Consider the following 20,587-nt stretch of genomic DNA (forward strand, 5'->3'; position numbering starts at 1 on the left):
AGGCCCCGTGTACGCCTGGATCTGGCGCCGGTTGCCCGGCGCGTGGCAGACCAAGACCGCGACCGCGCTCGGCCTGCTCGTCGCGATCGCCGTCCTCCTCTGGTACGTCGTGTTCCCGTGGGTCGAACCCAAGGTCCAGTTCGACCACGGCGTCGTGCAGGACCCGGCGCCGTCCGGCTCCGCCACCCCGGGCTGACCGGCGATGCGCGTCCTCGTCGTCGACAACCACGACAGCTTCGTCTACAACATCGTCCAGTACCTGCTGGAACTCGGCGCCGACTGCGTGGTCAGGGACCGCTCGGACGTCACCGTCCAGGACGCCGCCGACGTCGACGGCGTCCTGCTCAGCCCCGGACCCGGCCACCCCGCCGGCGCGGGGGCCTGCCTCGACCTCGTGCGGGACGCCGAGCGCCGCGGCACCCCGCTCCTCGGCGTCTGCCTCGGCCACCAGGTGATCGCCCACGCGCACGGCGCGACGGTCGACCGCGCTCCCGAGATCGTCCACGGCTTCACGAGCGAGATCCACCACGACGGCGCCGGCGTCTTCCGCGGCCTGCCGGACCCGTTCGCCGCGACCCGCTACCACTCGCTCGCCGTCGTGCCCGGGACCGTCCCGCCGGACGTCCTGGAGGTGACCGCCCGCACCCGCGACGGCGTCGTCATGGGCCTGCGCCACCGCGCCCGGCCCGTCGAGGGCGTCCAGTTCCACCCCGAGTCGATCCTCTCCGTCGCCGGCCATCGACTGCTTCGGAACTGGCTCGACACCTGCGCTGACCAGCGCCTGCACCGTGCGGGCAGCGGCTAGATACCCACATCTCGCCCCAAGCTAGAAAATTTCGGTTGAAATACGTAACGTCCCCCGACGTCGCGACGAAGACCATAGCGAAGGGCTTCCGCCATTGCCCCCGAGTGGCGGAAGCCCTTCTCTCATGTCCGGGGCCCCGTCCGGCCCCGTGGACACGGCCCGCGAAACGCCCGAGGGCCCCGCCTCCCTGCCGGAGACGGGGCCCTCGATCGCTTCTGGTCAGCCCTGGCCGTTGCCCGGGGGGAAACCGGGCAGGCCCGGCGTCGGCGTGCCCGGGGTGCCGGGCGGCGGCGTCTGCGGCTTCTGCGCCACGAAGATCGTCACCGTGTCCCCCGGCGCGACCGTCGCGCCCTCACCGGGCTGCTGGTCGTACACGAAGCCGGGCGCGACCTGCTTGTCGGGCGGCGGCGTGCCCTTCTGCACACTGCACTTCAGGCCGAGGCCCTCCAGCTTGCCGCAGGCGGCCCGCTGGCTGTTGTTGAACAGGCTCGGCACCTTCATGCTCGACGGGCCGGTCGACACCGTCACCGTCACGTTCGAGCCCTTGGTCGCCTTCGAGCCGCCGGGCGGGCTGGTCGAGATCACGTTGCCGCGCGGCACGGTGTCGTTCGAATCGACCCTCTTGTCGACCTCGAACCCGCGCTCCTCCAGCATCTTCTTCGCCGTGGCGTACGGCTTGCCGGTCACGTCCGGGATCTCGATCTCCGTGGGCGGCTTCTTGCCCTTGGAGACCAGCAGCGTCACGGTGGCGCCCTTGGCGGCGTCCGTGCCGGGCTGCGGATCGGAGCTGATCACCTTGCCCTCATCGATGTCGCTGTTGAAGGCGGTCTTCGGCTCGCCGACCTTGAAGCCGAGCTTGGTGAGCTGGGCCGTCGCGTCGCTCTGCGAGACGTTGACGATGCTCTTCGGGATCGCGACCTGGTCGGCCCCCTTGTCCCCGCCGCCGCTCATCAGCAGGCCGATGAGTGCGGCGCCGCCGATGAACAGCACCGCGAGGCCCACCCAGAGCGCGGCCTTCTTGCCGGCGCCGCCGCGTCCGGCGCCGTCGTCGTCGTAGTGGGCGGGCGGCAGGCCGTAGCCGTCGTCCTGCGGCCGCCGCACCTGCGTGCGCGCCGGGCCGCCGTAGGCGCCCATCACCTGGGTGCCCTGCGGCTGCTGGCCGCTCATCAGCATCGTGGACGCCGCCGTCGACGCCACGGGCTGGCCCTGCAGGACGCGCTGGATCTCCTGCCGGAACTCCGTCGCGTTCTGGTAGCGGTGGTCGGCTTCCTTCGCCATCGCCTTCAGCACGATCGCGTCCGCCCACTGCGGGATCTGCGGGTCCACCTGCGACGGCGGCACCGGCTCCTCCCGCACGTGCTGGTAGGCGATCGCGACCGGGGAGTCGCCGGTGAACGGCGGCTTGCCGGTGAGCAGCTCGTACAGCACGCAACCGGTCGAGTAGATGTCGCTGCGGGCGTCCACCCGCTCGCCGCGCGCCTGCTCGGGCGACAGGTACTGCGCGGTCCCGATCACCTGGGCGGTCTGCGTCATCGTGGACGCCGTGTCGGCCATGGCCCGGGCGATGCCGAAGTCCATGACCTTGACCTCGTGCTGCCGGGTGAGCATCACGTTGGCCGGCTTGATGTCGCGGTGCACGATGCCGCCGCGGTGGCTGTAGTCCAGCGCCCGCAGGATCCCGTCGGTGATCTCCAGGGCCTTGTCCGGCAGCAGCGCGCGGTTCTCCCTCAGCAGGTCGCGCAGCGTGCTCCCGTCCACGTGCTCCATGACGATGTACGGGATCGAGGTGTCGCCGATCATGTCCTCGCCCGTGTCGTACACGGCGATGACCGAGGGGTGGTTCAGCGACGCGGCCGACTGGGCCTCGCGCCGGAACCGGGCCTGGAACGTGGGGTCACGGGCCAGGTCGGACCGCAGCGTCTTGACCGCGACGATGCGATCGAGACGGCGGTCCCGGGCACGGTAGACCTCGGCCATGCCGCCGCGCCCGATCACCGTTTCGAGCTCGTAGCGGCCGCCGAGCAGCCGAGGTTGACTCATATGTGCACTTTCCCTCGTACGTCTACACCTTGTCTCCAGAACCTAGCTTCCCCTCCGGGGTCGGCGGGGGATCCGGGCTCGGAGTTGACGGAGTCGTGGTGCTCCCCGTCGGTGCGGGTGTGGGCTCGGGGGCGGTGGGAGTCGCCCGGGGCGGATTCGGAGATGGCTTGTGTGAGAGGGACGCCTTGGGCGGCGCCTGCGTTGACGGACGGATCCTATGCGTCCGGTGCCGTGGCGGGACAGCCGGCCTCGGAGTGCTCCGGGCCGTGTGCCGCGGCGGGGTGCCGGGGGCGGCGGGGGTGGACGCCGGATCGTCGACACTGCCGTCCCCGACCGGCCGGGTGGCGGGGGCGGCGGGCGGTTCCCGCTCGTCCTCGCCCGGTCCGGCGAAGGCCAGCCCCTTCCACAGGGAGCCGACGACGATCACGCAGACCAGCACGACGGCCGCGACGGACGCGTACGCCAGTGCCGAGCGCCGTTGCCCGGACACCGGTCCGCTGGCGAGGTTATCCGCCCCTCCGTCAGCGTCAAAACCCGACAAAGTAGACGATCTTGCGGGAAGGGGATCCGGGCCGGTGGCGGGGGACCGGTGTGCGCGCCTGCGAGCCGCGTCCAGCCGGGCGGCCTCGCGGGTCGCGCCGGCCCGGCCCGTGCTGAGCGACGCGCGGATCCCGAGCGCCCGGGCGGCGACCGTGTCCGCGTCCGCGGGGCGGTCCCGCGGCTCCTTCGAGAGCATCTCCATGACCAGCTCGCGGGCGGACTCGGGCACCCGTCCCGGTAGCTCCGCGGGGGCGTCCCGGACGTGCTTGAGGGCCACCTCCACCGCCGTCGGCCCGTCGAACGGCGGTGCGCCCGTCAGGCACTCGTATGCCACCGCGCCCAGCGAGTACAGGTCCGCCGCCGGGGACAGCTCCAGGCCCTGCGCCTGCTCCGGCGAGATGTAGTGCGCGGTCCCCATGACCATCCCGGTCTGGGTCTGCGAGGCCGCCGCCAGCCGGCGGGCGATCCCGAAGTCGGTGATCTTCAGGGTGCCGTCCGGGGCCACCATCAGGTTCGCCGGCTTGACGTCGCGGTGCACGATCCCGGCCGCGTGCGCGACCGCCAGCGCCCGCGCCGCCTGGACGACCAGGTCGAGCACCGCCTCCAGCGGCAGCCCGCCGTCGCGGGCCAGGATCTCGTCCAGGGGCTCGCCCGGCACCAGCTCCATCACCAGGAACGTCCGGCCGGCCTGCTCGCCGTAGTCGAACGCCCGCGCGATCCCCGGGTGCCGCAGTTCCGCCGCGAAGCGCGCCTCCGACTCGAAGCGGCCGCGCGCCCGCATGTCCGAACCCATCTCCAGGCGCAGCAGCTTCACCGCCACCAGCCGCCCCGACAGCGCGTCGGACGCGCGCCAGACCTCGCCCATCCCGCCGATCGCCAGCCGCTCCAGCAGCCGGTACCGGTCGTTCAGGACGAGGCCCGTACTCACTTCTGCAGGACTTTCGCCATGATCGCCCCGGCGATGGGGCCCGCGTTGGCGGCGCCGGATCCCGGGGCCTCGGTCATGACGGCGAACGCGTAGCGCGGGTTCTGGGTCGGGCTGAACCCGACGAACCAGTTCGCGTTCGGGTTGCCCGGGCCCTGCTCGGCGGTGCCGGTCTTGCCGGCGATCCGCATCCCGGCCAGGTTCTTCGCGGTGCCCTCGGTGACCACCGCGCGCATCATGTCCTCCAGCTGGCCCGCCTGGTCGCCGGTCATCCCCTCGCCGAACTCCTTCGGCGAGACGTTGTACAGCTCGCTCTGGTCCTTCGCGCGGACCTTCTGCACCACGTACGGGTTCATGATCTTGCCGCCGTTGGCGATCGAGCAGGCGACCATCGCCATCTGCAGCGGCGTGGCCCGCACGTTCTCCTGGCCGATACCGGACCGGGCCGTGCCGTCCTTGCCGGTCTCGATGGTGTTGCCCTTGGCGTCCTTGATCGAGACCGGGACGTCGCTCTCCGCGGCGTACATGTCGGGCTCCAGCTGGACGTGCTTGCCGAACCCGAACCTCGTGGCCCCGTCGTGCAGCTCCTGGATGCCCAGGTCCAGCGCCATCTTCGCGAACGAGGTGTTGCAGGACTCGGCGAACGCGCCGCGCAGCGGGGCCGACCCGGCGCAGCTGCCGCTGTCGTGCGAGTTCGGCAGCGGACGGCCCGACTCCGGCAGGATCAGCTGCCCGGTGTTCACCGTCGAGGAGCTGTTGAGACCGAGCTTCTGCATCCCGATCGCCGACACCACCGCCTTGAACGAGGAACCGGGCGGGAACGTCTGGCTGAGCGCGTTGTCGACCAGCGGCTTGACGACGCCGTCGCCCTTGTCGAGCTGCTCCAGCCGCTTGCCGCCCTTCTCACCGGTCTGCGGCGCGACCTCGTTCGGGTCGAACGACGGCCACGACGCCGCCACCTTCACCGCGCCCGTCTTGACGTCGATCACCACGGCGCCGCCGCGGCGGCCGCTCGCCGTCCGGGCCTTCAGCTGCTCGTAGGCGGTGCGCTGCGCCCGCGGGTCGATCGTCAGCTCGACGTTCGCGCCCTCGGCCTTCTTGCCGATGAACGTGTCGAACCAGCGCTGCTGCGTGATCCGCGTGTCCTTGCCGCCGAGCAGCGAGTTGTAGGCCCGCTCGACCTGGGTGGCGTTGCCGTTGAAGTACCCGGTGATCGGCGCGAAGACCGGCCCGTCCTTGTAGGTCCGGCCGTACTTCGGATTGTCCTTGCCGGTCTCCTTCGAGGTCACCAGCACCTCGCCGCCCGCCGAGATCTGGCCGCGCGGGGAGTTGAACACGTCCGCGTACTGGCGGCTGTTGCGCGCGTCGGTCCGCAGGTCCTCCGCCTGGCTGCCCTGGACGTAGTTGATCTGCGCCATGAGGCCGAAGAACAGCAGCAACGCGAAGATCGCCACCCGCCGAACCGGCTTGTCCATGTTCATAGGGGGGAAGTCACCTCGTGCTCACGATCTGGGTCATGCCCTCGTCCTGGATCGCCTGCGGGGCGGGCTTGCGCGCGTCATGGCTCATCCGCACCAGGATCGCGATCAGGATCCAGTTGGCCATCAGCGACGAGCCGCCCTGGGACAGGAAGGGCGTCGTCAGGCCGGTGAGCGGGATGAGCCGCGTGACGCCCCCGACGATCACGAAGACCTGGAGGGCCAGCACGAACGACACGCCGCCCGCGAACAGCTTCAGGAACGGGTCCCGCGCCGCCACGGCCGTCTTCATCCCGCGTTGCACGATCAACGCGTATATCAACAGAAGCACCATCAACCCGGTCAGCCCGAGCTCCTCGCCGAGCGAGTCGAAGATGAAGTCGCTGAAGGACAGGGGCGTCCGCCACGGCTCACCCTGCCCGAGCCCGGTGCCGAGGACGCCGCCCTGGCCGAGCGCGAACAGGCCCTTCATCAGCTGCGCGCTGTCGGAGTACTCCCCGCCCAGCTCGGCGCAGGCCGAGAAGCCCGGCGAGATGCTGCCCTCCGCCTTGTACCTCTTGTAGATGGTGGTGTCGGGGTTGACCGGGACGACCTTGCCGCTCTCCAGCAGGCAGCCGCCGTCGAAGTACGGCTTGGGGTTCTGCCAGATGTCGATGCGCTGGTTCACGTGGCCCATGAACGGCAGCAGCGTCGCGATGAAGATGCCGATCGCCAGCAGCCCCATGCCGATCACCACCCAGGACACCCGCTGGGTCGCGATGTACAGCATCGACACGAACAGGCCGAAGAACAGCAGCGCGGTGCCGAGGTCCTTCTGCATGAACAGGACGCCGAGGCAGAAGAACCAGATCACCATGATCGGGCCGAGGTCGCGGGCCCGCGGCAGGCTGATCGGTCCGACCTTCTTGCCGATCAGCGACATCGCCTGGCGCTTGTTCACCAGGTATCCGGCGAAGAAGACCACCAGCAGCAGTTTCGCGAACTCGCCCGGCTGCACCGAGAACGGACCCAGATGGATCCACACCCGGGCGCCGTTGATCTCCGCGCCGATGCCCGGGACGATCGGGAGCAGCAGCAGGATGACCGCGGTGAGCCCGATCAGGTACGTGTAGCGCTGCGCGGTCTTCGGCGTGAACGACATCGGCGCGTCGGGCTTGTCGGTGTCGCGCATGATCAGCACGGCGCCGACGAACAGGGCGATGCCGATGAACGTCCACATCAGCTGGCCGGGCGCGTCGGCGGCGTCGGGGAGCAGCTTCTTGCCCGCGGCCGCCGCGGCCTTGCGGTCGTGGCTGGTGTCGAGGTCCAGGCGGTAGATCATCGCCAGCCCGATGCCGTTCAGCGCCACGGCGAGCGGCAGCAGCAGCGGGTCGGCGTAGGGGGTGAACTTCGCCTGGATGAGGTAGGCGACGAACGCCAGTACGGCCAGGCCGCCGCCGTAGACGAACAGGCCGCCGGGGATGTTCCCGTCACGGGCGAGGCCGACCTCCGCGAACGCCGACAGCGTCAGGATCATCGCGAAGGCGAGAAGCGCCAGCGAGGCGGCGTTGCGCCGCTGGTACGGGAGGTGGGCCCTGATCTGCTCCCCGATCGATTGCATCTACGAGCTCCCCCCGCTGGAGGGGCAGTCCTTGATGGACGGGGTGCGCTGCTTGCACTCTTCCCGGTGCGCGCCGAGCTGGTCGAGCTTGGCCTGCGCCGCCTTCTGCCCGATGAACACGAGGGTGCCCTTCTCGACCGCGGTCACGTCCGAGGCGGGCAGCTCGTCGATCCGGATGTCGCTGCTCTTGACGGAGGTCTGCCGGCAGTTCTGCTGCTCGCGGCCCTTCACCATGGCGACCTTGCCGCCCTCTCCGATGAGCGAGTACTTGCAGACGGCGCTCTCCAGCTGCTTCAGCGCCTTCGGGCCGTCGACGGTGTAGGTGTCCTTGACCTGCTGCTGGAGGTCCTGCGGAAGGTCGGCCACCAGGATCGGCTGCTTCGGCTGCTCCTTCTCGGCGGCCTCGCGGGACAGGCTGAGGCCCGGCACCTTCTGCGTCGTCCCGCGGTAGAGGACGACCTCGCCGGCCTTGTTCGCGCCGACGTAGTAGCCGTTCCGGACGTTCTGCAGCAGCACGAACCCGCCCGCCACGACGCCCACGACGACCACGCCCGCCACGACGACCAGCCACGTCCAGCGCCGCGTGCCGCCCCGCCGTCCCCCCATCCGCTGGGCCTGCGGCATCGCGCCCGGCGCCGGAGGGGGGCCCATCGCGTCGGTCATCGGCATCGGGGCCTGCGGCGGCGGCATCTCGTCCACCGCCACCGGCGGATGGGGCCGGGTGTCGCGCAGCTGCGCGGCCCGCCTCGCCGGGGTGTCGGCGACGGTCGTGTTCGGCCCCGTGCCCCCGCCCGGCGGCTCCGGCGGCGCCGCGTTGGCCGCCGCGCCCACCGCGTGGCCGGGGCCGCCCGTCGGGGGCTGGCGCTCCAGGTCCACCACGTCGGCGACGACGCAGGTGATGTTGTCGGGGCCGCCGCCCCGGTTCGCCAGGTCGATCAGCTGCCGGACGGCCTGCTCGGGGTCGTCCACCTCCGTGAGCACCTGGAAGATCGTCTCCGCCGTGACGACGCCGGACAGGCCGTCCGAGCACAGCAGGTACCGGTCGCCGGTCTTCGCCTCGCGCAGCGACAGGTCCGGATCGACCTCGCCGCGGCCGTCGAGCGCCCGCAGCAGCAGCGAGCGCTGCGGGTGCGAGGCCGCCTCGTCCGGGCTGATCCGGCCCTCGTCGACCAGGGACTGCACCAGCGTGTGGTCGTGCGTGATCTGGAACAGGCTGCCGTCGCGCAGCAGGTAGGCGCGCGAGTCGCCGATGTGCACCAGCGCGACCTGGTTGCCCGCCCAGAGCATCGCGGTCAGCGTCGTCCCCATGCCCTGCAGGGCGGGGTCGGACTCCACGATGCGGTGCAGGTTGTCGTTCGCCGTCTTGACCGTGTGCTCCAGCGCGGCCAGCAGTTCGGTCGCGGGGAGGTCCTTGTCGAGCCCCCGCAGCGCCTCGATCGCCGCGGCGCTCGCGATCTCGCCGCCGACGTGCCCGCCCATCCCGTCGGCCACCGCGAGCAGGTGCGCGCCCGCGTACGCCGAGTCCTCGTTGCCCTCGCGCAGCATGCCGACGTCGGAGCGCGCGGCGTAGCGGATTCCCAGAGTCATTTGCGCAGCTCGATCACGGTCTTGCCGATACGGACGGGAACGCCCGGGGGAACCGGCATCGGCCGGCTCACCTTCGTGCGTCCTAGATACGTCCCATTGGTCGAGCCGAGATCTTCCACGATCCACTGACCGTCCTGCGCGAAAAGTCGGGCATGCCGGCTCGAAGCGTAGTCGTCGGTCACGACGAGCGTGGCGTCATTGGCGCGGCCGATGGTGATGGGCACCCCGGTGAGGTCGATGACGGTGCCGGCCCGCTCGCCCTGGACGACCACCAGCTTGGTCGGGGCGCCGTTCTGGGCGCTGGGCTGCGGCCGCGGTGGTTTCGGCTGCCTCGCGGCCCGGGGGGGACGGGGCTGGGATGCGCGCGTGGCCGCCTTCGAGGCGGCCTTCGAGCCGAACAGGTCGGCCCTGATCACGCCGACGGCCGCGATGACGAACAGCCACAGCACCGCGAGGAACGCCAGCTTGATCAGCGTGAGGGTGAATGGGGACATCGGAGTCGGGGTTACTCCCTATCGCGGCGGAACACAAGAGTGGTGCGGCCCATCGTGACCCGGGAGCCGTCGACCAGCGTGACCCGCCGGATCGGCTGCCCGTTCACGAACGAGCCGTTGGTCGACCCTAGATCCACGAGAGCGATTTCGGGACCTTCTACGCGTATCTCGGCATGGTGCCGGGACACGCCCGGGTCGACGAGGCGCAGGTCGCAGTCGGTGCCGCGACCCAGCAGGGTCACGGGAGTGTTGATCTCATAGGTGCGCTGAGTCGTGTCCGATCCCTCCACCGCCGTGGTCACCAGAAGTCGCGGATGCCCCCCGAACACCCCGCCCCGGCCGCCCTGCGGCACGTCGCTCACCGGCTGGCGGATCTCCCCGCCCTCGACCGTCGAGCCCCGGATCACCCCCGACCTGATGCGGAACATGCCCGTGGCGAGATCCCCCGCGTTCTCGAACCGCACGCGCACCGGACCCACGAAGGAGTACCCCTGCTCCTTCGCGTACTCGCGCGCGAGATTCGCCAGCTCCTGGCTCAGGCTGTCGGCGTACACCTGCAGCCGCTGCCCGTCCTGCTGAGAGATCTCCACGACGAAGTCGTTCGGCACGAGCGTCCGGCCCTGTGCCACGATCGCCGCCCGATCGTCCATCTCGCGCTGCACAGCACTGGCCACCTCGACCGGCTGCAGCTCGGACTTGAAGGCACGGGCGAAGGCCCCTTCGACCATGCCCTCGAGCCGTCGCTCGAAGCGCTGAATGACGCCCACGGGCACCTCCCTTCCCCACTGGTAGACGATCGTATCGGTGCGAAGGTTCGCTCGGCGTATCTGGATACCTAACCACCCTCGACCCCGTGCTAGCCTTTTCAGGCACCCGGAAACGGGGCGACACCCACGGGCGGGTGGCGGAACGGCAGACGCGCACGGTTCAGGTCCGTGTGTCCGAAAGGATGTGAGGGTTCAAATCCCTCCTCGCCCACTCAGGGGTACAGACGAAAGTCGTAGCCCCACAGTGACTGAACAGACCCTGGAGCGGCAAGCTCCGGGGTCTTCGTCGTTTCGGAGGCCAGTCTTCTGTGACCGCAGCGACCGAAGCGGCAGGCGCACAGGAGGTTCCCGGCCCTTGGGTCCGGTTTGTGGTGGTGTGCGGGTGAACGACGCCGAACTCGAGGCGATCAGCGCCCGCGCGAGCGTGGTCGGGGTGAGCCGTCAGCGGCTCATGGTCGAGGCCGCCACCGCCGGGCATTCCCCCGACGAGCTGGCGCCCGCGCTGCGCTCCGTCCAGCAGGCCATGGAACGGCTGCAGGCCGCCGTGGACGCGCTCACCTGAGCACCGTTATCCCAGGGGGCTCCGCCGCCCCCTGGACCCCCGCGGGCCGGAACACCCGCACGCCCGCCAACGCGGTCACAGATGCGGACCGTCCGGGCGCTCCGGAACCGGCGCGGGGGACACCGGACCTCGGGAAGCATGAAGTAGAAGTGGTTCCCACTTCCCGGGGAGCGGAGAGCGGGGACGCAAGGACCGGTCTTGGTCCGCCCGTCCCACCCGGGGGGCCGGAGAGCGCGCGGAGACCCGGGACGGAGAGGGCGGGACGGGCGGACCGGCTACGGTCGCCGGTGGCCCCGCTCACCGCGAGCGGCCGACGGTAAGTCCGACATAACGCATAACTTGCGCTGCGCTAAGGGCCAGTCGCGAGCCCGGCGAGCCCGGTGAGGCTGCCTGTTTGAGACCCCATATGCAGCTGTGGGAAGCCATCTGGCCGTCACTCGTCTCTCTGTGCGGATCCGACCTGGCGTGCATCCTGGGGGAAAGTTCGTGAAGGTGGCGGACGCTAGTCTGCCGATGTGACTGAGACTTGGAGCGAAGATCGACTCGTTGCCGAGGGCTATCGGCGTGTGCTCGTCGAACTGGATCGGTATGACGGCGTACGCGCGGGTCTTGCCGAGATAGATGGCAAGGTGCACTATTTCAAAATCCTCAACCAGCTCGACATGGTTGATGAAGTTGAGTACTACGTGTGGCCCGCGAGCGGCGACGTCGCGGCGATGGAACGCGAGCAATGGGTCATCTATGTCGAGTGGAACCGGCGTTATGAGGCCGGAGAGGCCGGGGTGGACAGCCATCCAGGGCACGGAGGGATCGACGCGCGGTACGACGAGCTGACATCGTTGCTCACGCCGCACCGCCGGGCGCCGGCTGATGCGCTGCGCCTGGTGGCCGAGTGGCGGTTCGGCCCAGGCGCCCGCTATCGGGCCGAGGGGATCGACACCTGGGTCCGGTGGAAGGCGATCGGGTAAGCCCGGCTGACAGTCGCCCCGGACGTCACGTCATCGCCGTACGTGAACTCCCAGACGTACACCCTCTCGGCCAACCGCCACAATCCGGCCGCACGTCCACCAGGACCACGCCCCCGACCGACCTCGCCTTTCGCCCACGTCTTTCGAGACCGTAGGCCGGACACCCCTACGGCGAGGAGGCACCGCTGGCCGGCGATGGCGAGGGCGGCAAGGATCTGTTGGGGAACTCGCGAAGTACGGAATCGAAGCCGACGCAGGCGGCTACCTATACAAGAAGCAGGTTCAACTGGCGCAGATCATCGAACAGGAGGTTTCTCCGCTCCTGGAATCTGTCGGTCTTCCGCGGGCGACCGTCGAACACGGTGGCCGGGTCACCTCTGCCGGGTGGGCCTTTACCATCCCGCCCGGCGATGATCCCCCGCTTACCATCCACTGGTACCCGACGGTGGAGGAGGCCGAACGGCTCATCAACGCCACCAAGAGCGACGAGCAAGCGTGGGCGCATGCAGACAGGGTTATGGCCGTAATGCGGGCGATGGAGACGGCCCTGGCCGAAGTACTGCGCATCCACGGCTACCAGGTGGATCAGAGGCCGTCCACGGATGGCAACGGCCAGCGCTTCGAGGTCCGAATCGAGCCCCGAAACTGACGTGTGCGAGGTCGGTGCTGGCGGTACCTAGCCTCGGGCTTTCACCGGACGGCGGGTCGAGAGTGACCATCCAGACAAGAAAAGTGCCTCCGAGCTGGGAGGATAGGGCTTGTCGAGAGTCGCGCAGGCCGCGGGCGGTGCACGATCCGGGCAAGGTCGTCGCGGCCCAGGCGGTGATGCTGGCGCTGGGCGGGGACTGCCTGTCCGACATCGCGGTGCTGCGCGCCGAGCCGGAGCTGTTCGGGGCGGTGCCGTCCGATCCGACGGTGTCGCGGCTGGTCACCACCCTGGCCCATGGATCTGGACGCCACGATCGTGCTCGCGCACTCCGACAAGCAGCACGCGGCCCCGACGTGGCAGCGCACCTTCGGCCACCATCCCATGACGGCGTTCATCGACCACGGCCCCGCGGGACCGGTGAGGCCGCCGCGCTGGTGCTGCGGCCCGGCAACGCCGGGTCCAACACCGCCGCCGACCACATCACCGCAGGGCGCCTGACCCTCAACCAGATCCCCACTGAGTGCGTCGATCAAAAGCAGCAACGTTTGTTCAGCTGTTTCGTGAACGACGGGGCGGCGTTCGGGTCGAGGATGTCCGATGGGATTCGGCAACGCTCCTCCCGGCGCGTCGGTCAGCGAGGCGCGACGTGGCGGCGGCCTCCGGCCGGAGGCCTGGGCCGGTCGTGATCGGTAGGGTTGGGGGCATGCTTTGACGCCTGCCCGGTACTCGGGCGCCTCCGCGATCTCCTTCGTTCATCGCACCTGATTTGGAGCTGACGAAGGAGATTCTTTCCGTGACCAGGTCGGTCTATATCGACGTTCCGGATGTGTTCGCCGCGTCTTATGGCGCGCACGGCCCCGAGGCTCGGGCGTGGATCGCCGAGCTGCCGCGACTGGGCGGTGAGTTCCTGGATCACTGGGGGCTGCGGCCTGACGGCCCGCCCGCATATGGCATGGCGTCGCTGGTCCTGCCCGTGCTTCTGTCCGACGGAACTCCCGCCGTCTTGAAGCTTCAGCAGCTGCGGGAGGAGACCGCCGGCACCGCGGCCGGCTTGCGGGCGTGGAACGGCAACGGGATCGTGCGTCTGCTCGACCATGACGAGAACAGCGCCACGCAGTTGCTGGAGCGGCTGGATGCGGCCCGGCCCCTGTCCTCGGTCGCCGACGACACCAGGGCCATCCAAATCCTGGCCGGTCTAATGGCGCGGCTGACCTCAGTGCCTGCCCCGAAGGATCTGCGGCGGCTGTCCGACATCGCTTCGGCCATGCTCGACCAGGTTCCGCGGGCGGTGCAGGCATTGCGCGACCCTGCCGAACAGCGGCTGGTGCGCACCTGCGCGTCCGCCGTGGCCGAGCTGATGGATGAACCTGGCGACCGTCTGCTGCACTGGGATCTGCACTACGACAACGTTCTCGCGGGAGAGCGGGAACCCTGGCTGGCGATCGATCCCGAACCGCTGGCCGGCGACCCGGGATTCGAGTTGCTGCCCGCACTGGACAATCGGTGGGATGAGGTGCAGGCCACCGGTGATGTGGCTCGCGCGGTGCTCCGGCGCTTCGACCTGCTGACCGAGGTCCTCGGCCTGGACCGGAACCGAGCGACCGGATGGACCCTCGGCCGCGTGCTGCAGAACGCTCTGTGGGACATCGAAGACGGCAAGGCGACGCTGGAACCCGCCCAGGTCGCCATCGCCACGGCCCTGCTGCGCCGGTGGTAAGAGCTCGCGCGGGGGCGGGGTCGTCATGCCTGCCCTCGGCTGCGGCGTTCGCAGGTCAGCCGATGGCTTGCTGTTGTTGCTGATGATGGTTCCGTCGAAGGTGAGGCGGTCGACGATCGCGGCGCGGAGCCGGGGGTCGGTGAAGGTCTTGGTCCAGCCGCCGAAGGATTCATTGGAGGCGATCACCAGGCTGTTCTTCTCCTAGCGTTCGGTCAGAACCTGGAACAGCAGTTCGGCGCCGCGCCGGTCCAGCTCCATGTATTCCAGTTCGTCGATGCAAAACAGGTCCACCCGCCCGTAGCGGGAGATCGTCTTGGACAGCTGCTTGTCGTCGGCGGCCTCGACCAGTTCGTTGACCAGCTTGGTCGCTAGGGTGTACTTCACCCGGAACCCGGCCATCGCCGCTTCGGTGCCCAACGCGATGAGCAGGTGGGACTGGGGTAGAGACGAAAGTCGTAGCCCCACAGTGACTGAACAGACCCTGGAGCGGCAAGCTCCGGGGTCTTCGTCGTTTCGGAGGCCAGTCTTCTGTGACCGCAGCGACCGAAGCGGCAGGCGCGCAGGTGGATGCCCCGGCCCTTGGGTCCGGTTTGTGGTGGTGTGCCGACGTCGTGAGCGTCGGGGAGTCAGGCCGCGGGCGGGGTGATGTGCCCGGTGGGTGTCCAGGTGCCGAGCGGCTTGGGTGTCTTGTGTCGGGCGCGGCGGTGGGGCCGTCCGTCGGGTCCGGGAAGCGTGGCGAGCCAGGCGTTGATCTTGCGTTCGCTGGCGTGGGCCAGTTGGAAGGCCGGCAGGAGGGTTTGCGCGGCGATGCCGCGGACGCGGCGGTTGCCACCGTGCGCGTAGCCCGATGAAGATCACGATTGGGTTTCGTGGGGCAACCTGGTCGCCGGGCCGGACGTCCTGATCAACGCTGATCATCGCACCCACCCAAGGGACACTCGTGCTTCGTATCGCCACCACCGGGATGACGGCCGTGCTCATCCTCGGCACGTTAACGGCCGCTCCCGCCCTCGCCGACGGGGCGGCGTCCATCGCGCTCGCCGCCCAGGCCGCTTCCGTCGACCCCGACAACCCCACGACCACGATCACCGGGAAGGTCGTCGCCGCGGACGGAACCCCCGCCGCGAGCATCCCGGTCGACCTGTCCACGAACACTGGATGGGGCTCGGTCGACGACGCCACCACCGCCGCCGACGGCACCTTCACCGCGACGCTGATGCCCAACGGGGCGAGCGACTCGGTGAGCGTCTGGGCCGATGTGCCGTCGCTCGGACTCCACTCCGACATGGTGACCGTCCAGGTCGTCCATGGGAAGACGCAGACGACCCTGATCGGGAGCCGAGCCGGCCTGGACGAGGGCCAGCCCCTCACCCTCAGCGGTCAGGTCACCTACCAGGGCAGGCCGCTGTCCGGACGGACGGTCGTCATCGACCCCGCCGTCGACCCGGCCCGCTGCACCACGCCCATGTACACCTTCCGGGCCGGCACGGACGCCGAAGGCCGGTTCAGCAGCACCATCAAGCCACCCTGCACCGCGACCTACGTCGCGCGGTCACCCGCGGTCGGTCTTTACGAAGGCTCCACTGCGACCCTCCCCGCGGTCAGCGTCCGGCCGGCCACGAAGACCTCGCTGTCGGCGACCATGGACGCCTACGGGCGTTTCCGGGCGCGGGGCACCCTGTACGCGGCCTCCGCCGGCGGAGACGTGAACGGCAAGCAGGTGCTCCTCGAATACTCCCCCAACGGCCGCACCGGCTGGCAGACCGCCCGCCGGATGAAGACCAGCCAGGGACAGTTCAGCGCCTCGTTCAACGTGAACAACTCCGGCTACTGGCGGGCTCGCTTCGCCGGGGACACCACCGCGGCCCCCTCCGCCAGTTCCGTGCGCAAGACGTGGCGATGGTCGACCTCGATGTCCAAGCTGAAGGCGTCCTCGACCAAGGTCCGCAAGAACCGCTACATCACCGTCTCCGGGACCCTGAGCCGCTACTACAGCAGCAAGAACCGTTTCGGCGCGTTCCCCGGCCAGAAGGTGCGCATCATCTTCCGGTTCCGCGGCAAGAAGACCTGGTACCACGTCAAGTGGGTGAAGACCAACAGCAAGGGCCGCTACACGGCCAAGGTCCGCGCCTACGGCGACGGCTACTTCGCCGCCACTTTCGCAGGCACCAGCGACACCTGGGCCGCCGGCACGCCCAATGACCGCTACGTCAACACCTACGCCGTCCCGTCCCCCAGCGGCCGTTCCGGTCCGCCGCCCGTCATGACCGTTCTCCCGTGGCGAGGCGACCAGTAGCCATCGCGTCAAGCCACGACCGCCGCTGACCGGCGGGGAACATCCCACGCCGGGCCTTCCTCCGCCGGTCTGCGGTCGGCCCTGTCCCGCGCGCCTGACCCGCCACCAGTCACCCGTCGACGAGTGGTCGGGCCTGGACCGCTGCCGCTTCCACACCGACGGTCCCTGATCCCGCGCACACTGCAGACGCGCACACTGCAGACGATCACGAGACCGACGTCCCTCCCGCTGATGAGGATCACGAGTGGAAGATGATGCCCTCAACCTCGTCGTCCACCTGCGATACGGCGCGAGCCTGTCACCCTTCTGGGAGTGGACGGCGCACCCCGACAGCCACGGAGGGACCAGCCACTACATCACCATCATCGCCCCGCCGCCCAGCCCAGCCTCAGCAGCCGAGGTCGGCGAGAGAATCGCCGGAGTGCTGAGCGGCGCCATCAAGGCCTGGCCGACCTCGCAGACACCGGTCGTCTAAGCCCACGCCCGGCGGCCCGACCACCAGGGCGCGCGGGACCTCCTCCCGAGCATCCGAGCCGCGCTGCAGGCCGTGCTCACCTCGACCTGCGAGAGCCCTACCGTGCCACGGCCGCAGACGGGTGCGGATCGTTCTCCCCCGCGGGTGAAGGCGCCGGTGCAGGACACCGCCCGTGCTGTGCTCGTGCAGGAACCGCCCAAGAGCGATGAGGTGACCGCCGGGGTCTGGCAGGGCGGGCGCCTCGGACCGGAGACCGACCCGCAAGACGACGAGGCGGTTCCAGGCCGCGTTCGGTACGCACGTGGTGCTCCAGCCAGCGCAGGGCGCGACGTGGCGCTGAACGATCTCTCCGGACCGGGCGTCCCCTCGCTGGGGACGTCCGCCTGACCGGTCCCGCCCTCCATGATCACGACTCGGCGACGGCCGCCAGGAATGCCGCTTTTATTGGGAATTCTAGCTCTACGCTTCCGCCGTGACCACGCCGCCTTCCGACGACGTCCCGAGCGACTCCGCGCCATCCGACATCTGGGCTCCGCCCGATTCCCCCGCGTCCCCGGCCGTTCCCCCGGCCCCTGCGCCGGATGTCGCCCCGCCCGTCCCCGCCGGGCGCCGGACGAACCGGTTTGCGGTCATCGCGCTGGTCACGGGGCTGCTCGGCCTGATCCCGTTCGCGGTCGGCTTCGTCATCACCGCGCTCGTCCAGACCGGCCGCCGCGGCGAGAAGGGCAAGGGCCTCGCCATCGGCGGACTCGCCGCCTCCGTCGCCTGGGCCGCCGCCGTCGCCCTGACGCTCGCCCTGTTGCCCGCGGACGTTAACGAATCGTCCGTACGCGAGGACGGAAAGGTGGCGGTCATCGCCATGCGGCCCGGCGAGTGCTTCAACGAGTTCGAGGAGGGACCTGCCGGCCTGTTCGTGCGGCGGTCACCCTGCTCCACGCCCCATCAGGGAGAAGTCGGCGCTGAGGTAGAGCTGCCGAACATCCCGTATCCGGGGGAGAAGGAGGTGGCAGCAGGGGCGTTGACAGTCTGCGAGGAGCGCACCGAGTTTCTGCAGGGAAGCCAGTACGGCCCTGATCTGAAGCTCCATGTCGCGCCACCGGACGAGGACGCATGGAAGAACGGAAGGCGGGCCGCGAAATGCGTCATGCTCTATGCGGGCTCTGGGCGGCTTCCAACGTCCCTCGACCAGACCCTGGAAACGAGAACGAAGGACAGTTCCGAGCTCTCGCCGGGTGACTGCATCAGGAAATGGGAAGACAACGGCATCCAGCGCCTCGTCCCCTGCGACAGAGTGCATCAGTACGAGGTGTTCGCCGTCTACACGATGAACGGCGACAAGTACCCGGGGGAGGAGGCCGTGGAAGAAAAGGTGAGCGAAGGCTGCACCAAGCGTGCCCGCAAAGTCTGGGGGGCGAATCCTCCCAACGACGTCGACGACACCGCCTACGTGGCCCCGACCGAGCAAGCCTGGGGATACGGACGCCGATTCGTCATCTGCATGGTCGAGGGCAGCCATAAACCCCTGAAGCGGTCCGTGGTCCCGCACTGACCCGTCTCCCGGGCGGGGCCCTGGCCCCCGAGGCGGGCCCGGTCAGGCGCCGCAGGTCGGCGCGCAGCGCGGCGGTTTGGTCATCGTGGTCGTCGGCGCGCTCGTCCAGCCGTTCGACCTGGCCGCGCAGTTCCTCCAGCCGGTGGTCGTTCTCCAGCTCATACAGGGGTGTGCTCCTGACTGGCGTCAAGGCCAGCGGTATCGGCCGCGAACTCGGCCCTGAGGGCATGGCCGGCTACCAGCAACTCAAGTCCGTCTACTGCTGACAGGGCGAGCGCCGCGCCGACCGGGGCGAACACCGGCCAGACGACTACCGCGGCAGGAAGGCTCGACACGGGACCGTCAGGTGCAGCACTGCCTGGCGATCCTGGCGCTGTGCCAAGCGACCACGATGGCAGCAGAACGCAGAAGGAGTTCACGCGGCCCGGTCAACCGCCCTGAACGAGTCCCGCCTGTGCTCCAGTGGGATCGGCGATGACGACGACGCGGCCCACCGGGCCCTCCATCGGCGGTACCTCGATGGTACCTCCCAACTCGACGGCCCGGCCCGCAGAGGTATCGCAGTCGGTGACCGTGAAGTAAGGAGCCCAGGCGGGCGCGTCCCTGTGTTGGAGGCGGCCTGCCTGGGACATGCCCGCGACATAGTGGTCACCGAGGCGGCACAAGGTGTATGCGCCCGAGCCGCGGTCCTCGGTGGTGAACGTCCAGCCGAACACGTCCGCGTAGAAGCGCTTCGCCGCTTCGACGTCCGGGCAGAGCAACTCGATCCACGAAAGCGTCCCGTGCTCTCCGCTCTTCACCGCGCCGCGCCAGATGTACGCCTGCCAGAGGCCGAACCCGGCGCCCAGCGGATCCGCGCACAGCGCCGCCCGGCCGAGATGGGCGTTGTCGTACGGGTCCGAATAGGCACGCCCGCCCGCCCCCTCGACCGTACCGACGGCCGCATCGGTGTCGGTGACGCTGAAGAAGCAGGTCCAGCCAGGCGTCTCGGTGTCATCTTGGAGCTTCGTCATTCCCGCTGTCTCGACAGAGTCCGGCCCCATGGTGAAAGTGGTGCAGTCGCCGAGCCGTTCATAGGAGATCGTGTACGAATTCCAATTGAACAAACCTTCATAGAAGGCCGCCGACACCTCGCTATTCGGACTGTACAAGCCAGCCCAACAGGGCTCTCCTACCTCGTATGCCACTACCTCGTTCACGAGACACCCCCGTACAAGAGACTTCAAGGCTATCGCCCAGGTAGTAAACACCTTGTCCAAGGAAGGACTTCCTTTGACTAATTAGCGGCTGTTCCGTCCTGTGGTTTCTGTCTGGTTCGAGGTCAGGTTCCGCGCCAGGTGGGGGTGTTCTCGCCGGTGAGCGGCGAGTCATGAGATCGGTTATCGCGATGTGGACCACGGTGGCATGCGCAGGTAGGTACAGATGACGTTGACGATGATCTGTCGCCGGGCTGGATTGTCCTGGATGAGGCGTTCCAGGCGTACATGCCAGCCAGCCTTGGGGTGCCTCGTCGCTGCCGAACTGGTTAGCGGCGTCGGCGACGGGCGGCGCCCCGATCGAGGCGGGCTGGTTGACCACCACCAGTACACGCGCGAAGGTGTCGCTGGCCGCCCCGGAGGAACAGGTCCGCGAAAGTGGTTCCCTGCGGTGGCCGGCGGCGAGTAGACGCTGCAGGAGCTGGCGCACGAGTACCAAACCGAGGGCTCAGGGTACCGGCGCACCGTGCAGACCGCCTATGTAGAACGGGATGTTCTCACTTGCCCGTTACCCGCTTGAACGCGCTGATCAGGTCCTTGGTGACCGTTGCTCGGCCCGGGCGTCAGGGTCAGGGGGTGTCGAGGAAGCCCGCAGGTCTTGATCGCAGCCGGCGAGGCGGGGTTTCGGAGCCGGAAGGGCTCACGGGTGCTGCGGCGTACTTCAGGGCATGCGGCTGCCAGCCCTCAGTGGGGACAGCTCAGTTACGACGGTGCGGGTGACTGGTGTCGGTCAGGGCAGGTTGCCGACGTAACCCTGGACGGCGTTCGCGGAGCAGTGTGAGCACGCGCCGAGAAGTCGGTCACCGTGCATGACTTGGCGTTCGGTCCGGTGCCGACCGGCCCAACGGCATCATCGACGGGCTGTGATCAAGGGGTGGG

17 protein-coding genes, 1 tRNA gene and 2 pseudogenes are annotated in these 20,587 nt (G+C 69.3%); 11 read left to right on the forward strand and 9 right to left on the reverse strand.

Going from position 1 to position 20,587, the window contains the following annotated elements:
- The first annotated feature begins 7 nt into the window (after positions 1-7).
- Complete coding sequence (locus CHC11_RS07730; RefSeq protein ID WP_089310865.1) at positions 8-196, forward strand: hypothetical protein; 189 nt, start codon at positions 8-10, stop codon at positions 194-196.
- 6 nt (positions 197-202) lie between these two features.
- On the forward strand, positions 203-805 hold the full coding sequence (locus tag CHC11_RS07735; protein WP_089310866.1) for an anthranilate synthase component II: 603 nt from the start codon (positions 203-205) through the stop codon (positions 803-805).
- Between the two features lie 219 nt (positions 806-1,024).
- Here the strand turns inward: CHC11_RS07735 and pknB are convergent, their stop codons facing one another.
- The 7 genes from pknB to CHC11_RS07770 are packed head-to-tail and all read right to left on the reverse strand — an operon-like array spanning position 1,025 to position 10,236.
- Positions 1,025-2,845, reverse strand: coding sequence for a Stk1 family PASTA domain-containing Ser/Thr kinase (gene pknB / locus CHC11_RS07740; RefSeq protein WP_089310867.1), 1,821 nt, complete (start codon positions 2,843-2,845; stop codon positions 1,025-1,027).
- A 22-nt stretch (positions 2,846-2,867) separates the two neighbouring features.
- Positions 2,868-4,313: a serine/threonine-protein kinase gene (locus CHC11_RS07745; protein WP_089310868.1), complete on the reverse strand. Its 1,446-nt coding sequence runs from the start codon at positions 4,311-4,313 to the stop codon at positions 2,868-2,870.
- Entirely contained in the window at positions 4,310-5,785 is a 1,476-nt protein-coding gene (locus tag CHC11_RS07750) for a peptidoglycan D,D-transpeptidase FtsI family protein (protein ID WP_245918875.1), read from the reverse strand. The genes CHC11_RS07745 and CHC11_RS07750 overlap by 4 nt, the downstream gene beginning before the upstream one ends.
- A gap of 16 nt (positions 5,786-5,801) precedes the next feature.
- A complete protein-coding gene (locus CHC11_RS07755) occupies positions 5,802-7,388 on the reverse strand; it encodes an FtsW/RodA/SpoVE family cell cycle protein (RefSeq protein ID WP_089310870.1) in 1,587 nt (528 codons plus the stop codon).
- Complete coding sequence (locus tag CHC11_RS07760) at positions 7,389-8,975, reverse strand: Stp1/IreP family PP2C-type Ser/Thr phosphatase (protein WP_089310871.1); 1,587 nt, start codon at positions 8,973-8,975, stop codon at positions 7,389-7,391.
- Positions 8,972-9,469, reverse strand: a complete 498-nt coding sequence (locus tag CHC11_RS07765) for an FHA domain-containing protein FhaB/FipA (RefSeq protein ID WP_089310872.1) — start codon at positions 9,467-9,469, stop codon at positions 8,972-8,974. Before CHC11_RS07765 ends, CHC11_RS07760 begins: the two co-directional genes overlap by 4 nt.
- Before the next feature lie 11 nt (positions 9,470-9,480).
- On the reverse strand, positions 9,481-10,236 hold the full coding sequence (locus CHC11_RS07770; protein WP_021596783.1) for an FHA domain-containing protein: 756 nt from the start codon (positions 10,234-10,236) through the stop codon (positions 9,481-9,483).
- Positions 10,237-10,364: 128 nt separating this feature from the next.
- On the opposite strand from CHC11_RS07770, the gene CHC11_RS07775 reads away from it, so the two are divergent.
- The 6 genes and pseudogenes from CHC11_RS07775 (at position 10,365) to CHC11_RS07795 (ending at position 14,132) form a co-directional block, all read left to right on the forward strand.
- Positions 10,365-10,447 (forward strand) — tRNA-Leu (locus CHC11_RS07775).
- Positions 10,448-10,618: 171 nt separating this feature from the next.
- On the forward strand, positions 10,619-10,798 hold the full coding sequence (locus CHC11_RS07780; protein ID WP_143226963.1) for a hypothetical protein: 180 nt from the start codon (positions 10,619-10,621) through the stop codon (positions 10,796-10,798).
- Between the two features lie 515 nt (positions 10,799-11,313).
- Entirely contained in the window at positions 11,314-11,766 is a 453-nt protein-coding gene (locus CHC11_RS07785) for a hypothetical protein (protein ID WP_089310874.1), read from the forward strand.
- A gap of 445 nt (positions 11,767-12,211) precedes the next feature.
- On the forward strand, positions 12,212-12,415 hold the full coding sequence (locus CHC11_RS41135) for a hypothetical protein (RefSeq protein ID WP_179278733.1): 204 nt from the start codon (positions 12,212-12,214) through the stop codon (positions 12,413-12,415).
- Between the two features lie 122 nt (positions 12,416-12,537).
- Positions 12,538-12,930, forward strand: a pseudogene (locus CHC11_RS41140) (transposase); the annotation flags it as partial.
- A 278-nt stretch (positions 12,931-13,208) separates the two neighbouring features.
- Positions 13,209-14,132 (forward strand): aminoglycoside phosphotransferase family protein, encoded by a 924-nt coding sequence (locus CHC11_RS07795; protein ID WP_089310876.1) that lies wholly within the window; start codon positions 13,209-13,211, stop codon positions 14,130-14,132.
- Positions 14,133-14,216: 84 nt separating this feature from the next.
- Here CHC11_RS07795 and CHC11_RS43335 read toward each other — a convergent pair.
- Positions 14,217-15,164 (reverse strand): annotated as a pseudogene (locus CHC11_RS43335) (ATP-binding protein); the annotation flags it as partial.
- On the opposite strand from CHC11_RS43335, the gene CHC11_RS07805 reads away from it, so the two are divergent.
- The 3 genes from CHC11_RS07805 to CHC11_RS07815 all read left to right on the forward strand — a co-directional run bounded on the left by CHC11_RS07805 (position 15,073) and on the right by CHC11_RS07815 (position 18,452).
- Positions 15,073-16,428 (forward strand): carboxypeptidase-like regulatory domain-containing protein, encoded by a 1,356-nt coding sequence (locus CHC11_RS07805; RefSeq protein ID WP_143226964.1) that lies wholly within the window; start codon positions 15,073-15,075, stop codon positions 16,426-16,428. The pseudogene CHC11_RS43335 and the gene CHC11_RS07805 overlap by 92 nt on opposite strands.
- Before the next feature lie 244 nt (positions 16,429-16,672).
- A complete protein-coding gene (locus CHC11_RS07810) occupies positions 16,673-16,903 on the forward strand; it encodes a hypothetical protein (protein ID WP_089310878.1) in 231 nt (76 codons plus the stop codon).
- Positions 16,904-17,375: 472 nt separating this feature from the next.
- On the forward strand, positions 17,376-18,452 hold the full coding sequence (locus tag CHC11_RS07815) for a DUF4190 domain-containing protein (protein WP_089310879.1): 1,077 nt from the start codon (positions 17,376-17,378) through the stop codon (positions 18,450-18,452).
- Between the two features lie 428 nt (positions 18,453-18,880).
- Here the strand turns inward: CHC11_RS07815 and CHC11_RS07820 are convergent, their stop codons facing one another.
- Complete coding sequence (locus CHC11_RS07820) at positions 18,881-19,582, reverse strand: VOC family protein (RefSeq protein WP_143226965.1); 702 nt, start codon at positions 19,580-19,582, stop codon at positions 18,881-18,883.
- Between the last annotated feature and the right edge of the window lie 1,005 nt (positions 19,583-20,587).

Source organism: Actinomadura mexicana, from assembly GCF_900188105.1.
Classification (GTDB): Bacteria; Actinomycetota; Actinomycetes; order Streptosporangiales; family Streptosporangiaceae; genus Spirillospora; species Spirillospora mexicana.

Excerpts from the sequence above, each read along its gene's own strand:
- CHC11_RS07750 (WP_245918875.1), bottom strand. The coding sequence starts at position 5,785 with ATGGACAAGCCGGTTCGGCGGGTGGCGATCTTCGCGTTGCTGCTGTTC.
- CHC11_RS07755 (WP_089310870.1), bottom strand. The coding sequence starts at position 7,388 with ATGCAATCGATCGGGGAGCAGATCAGGGCCCACCTCCCGTACCAGCGG.
- CHC11_RS07760 (WP_089310871.1), bottom strand. The coding sequence starts at position 8,975 with ATGACTCTGGGAATCCGCTACGCCGCGCGCTCCGACGTCGGCATGCTG.
- pknB (WP_089310867.1), bottom strand. The coding sequence starts at position 2,845 with ATGAGTCAACCTCGGCTGCTCGGCGGCCGCTACGAGCTCGAAACGGTG.
- CHC11_RS07765 (WP_089310872.1), bottom strand. The coding sequence starts at position 9,469 with ATGTCCCCATTCACCCTCACGCTGATCAAGCTGGCGTTCCTCGCGGTG.
- CHC11_RS07735 (WP_089310866.1), top strand. The coding sequence starts at position 203 with ATGCGCGTCCTCGTCGTCGACAACCACGACAGCTTCGTCTACAACATC.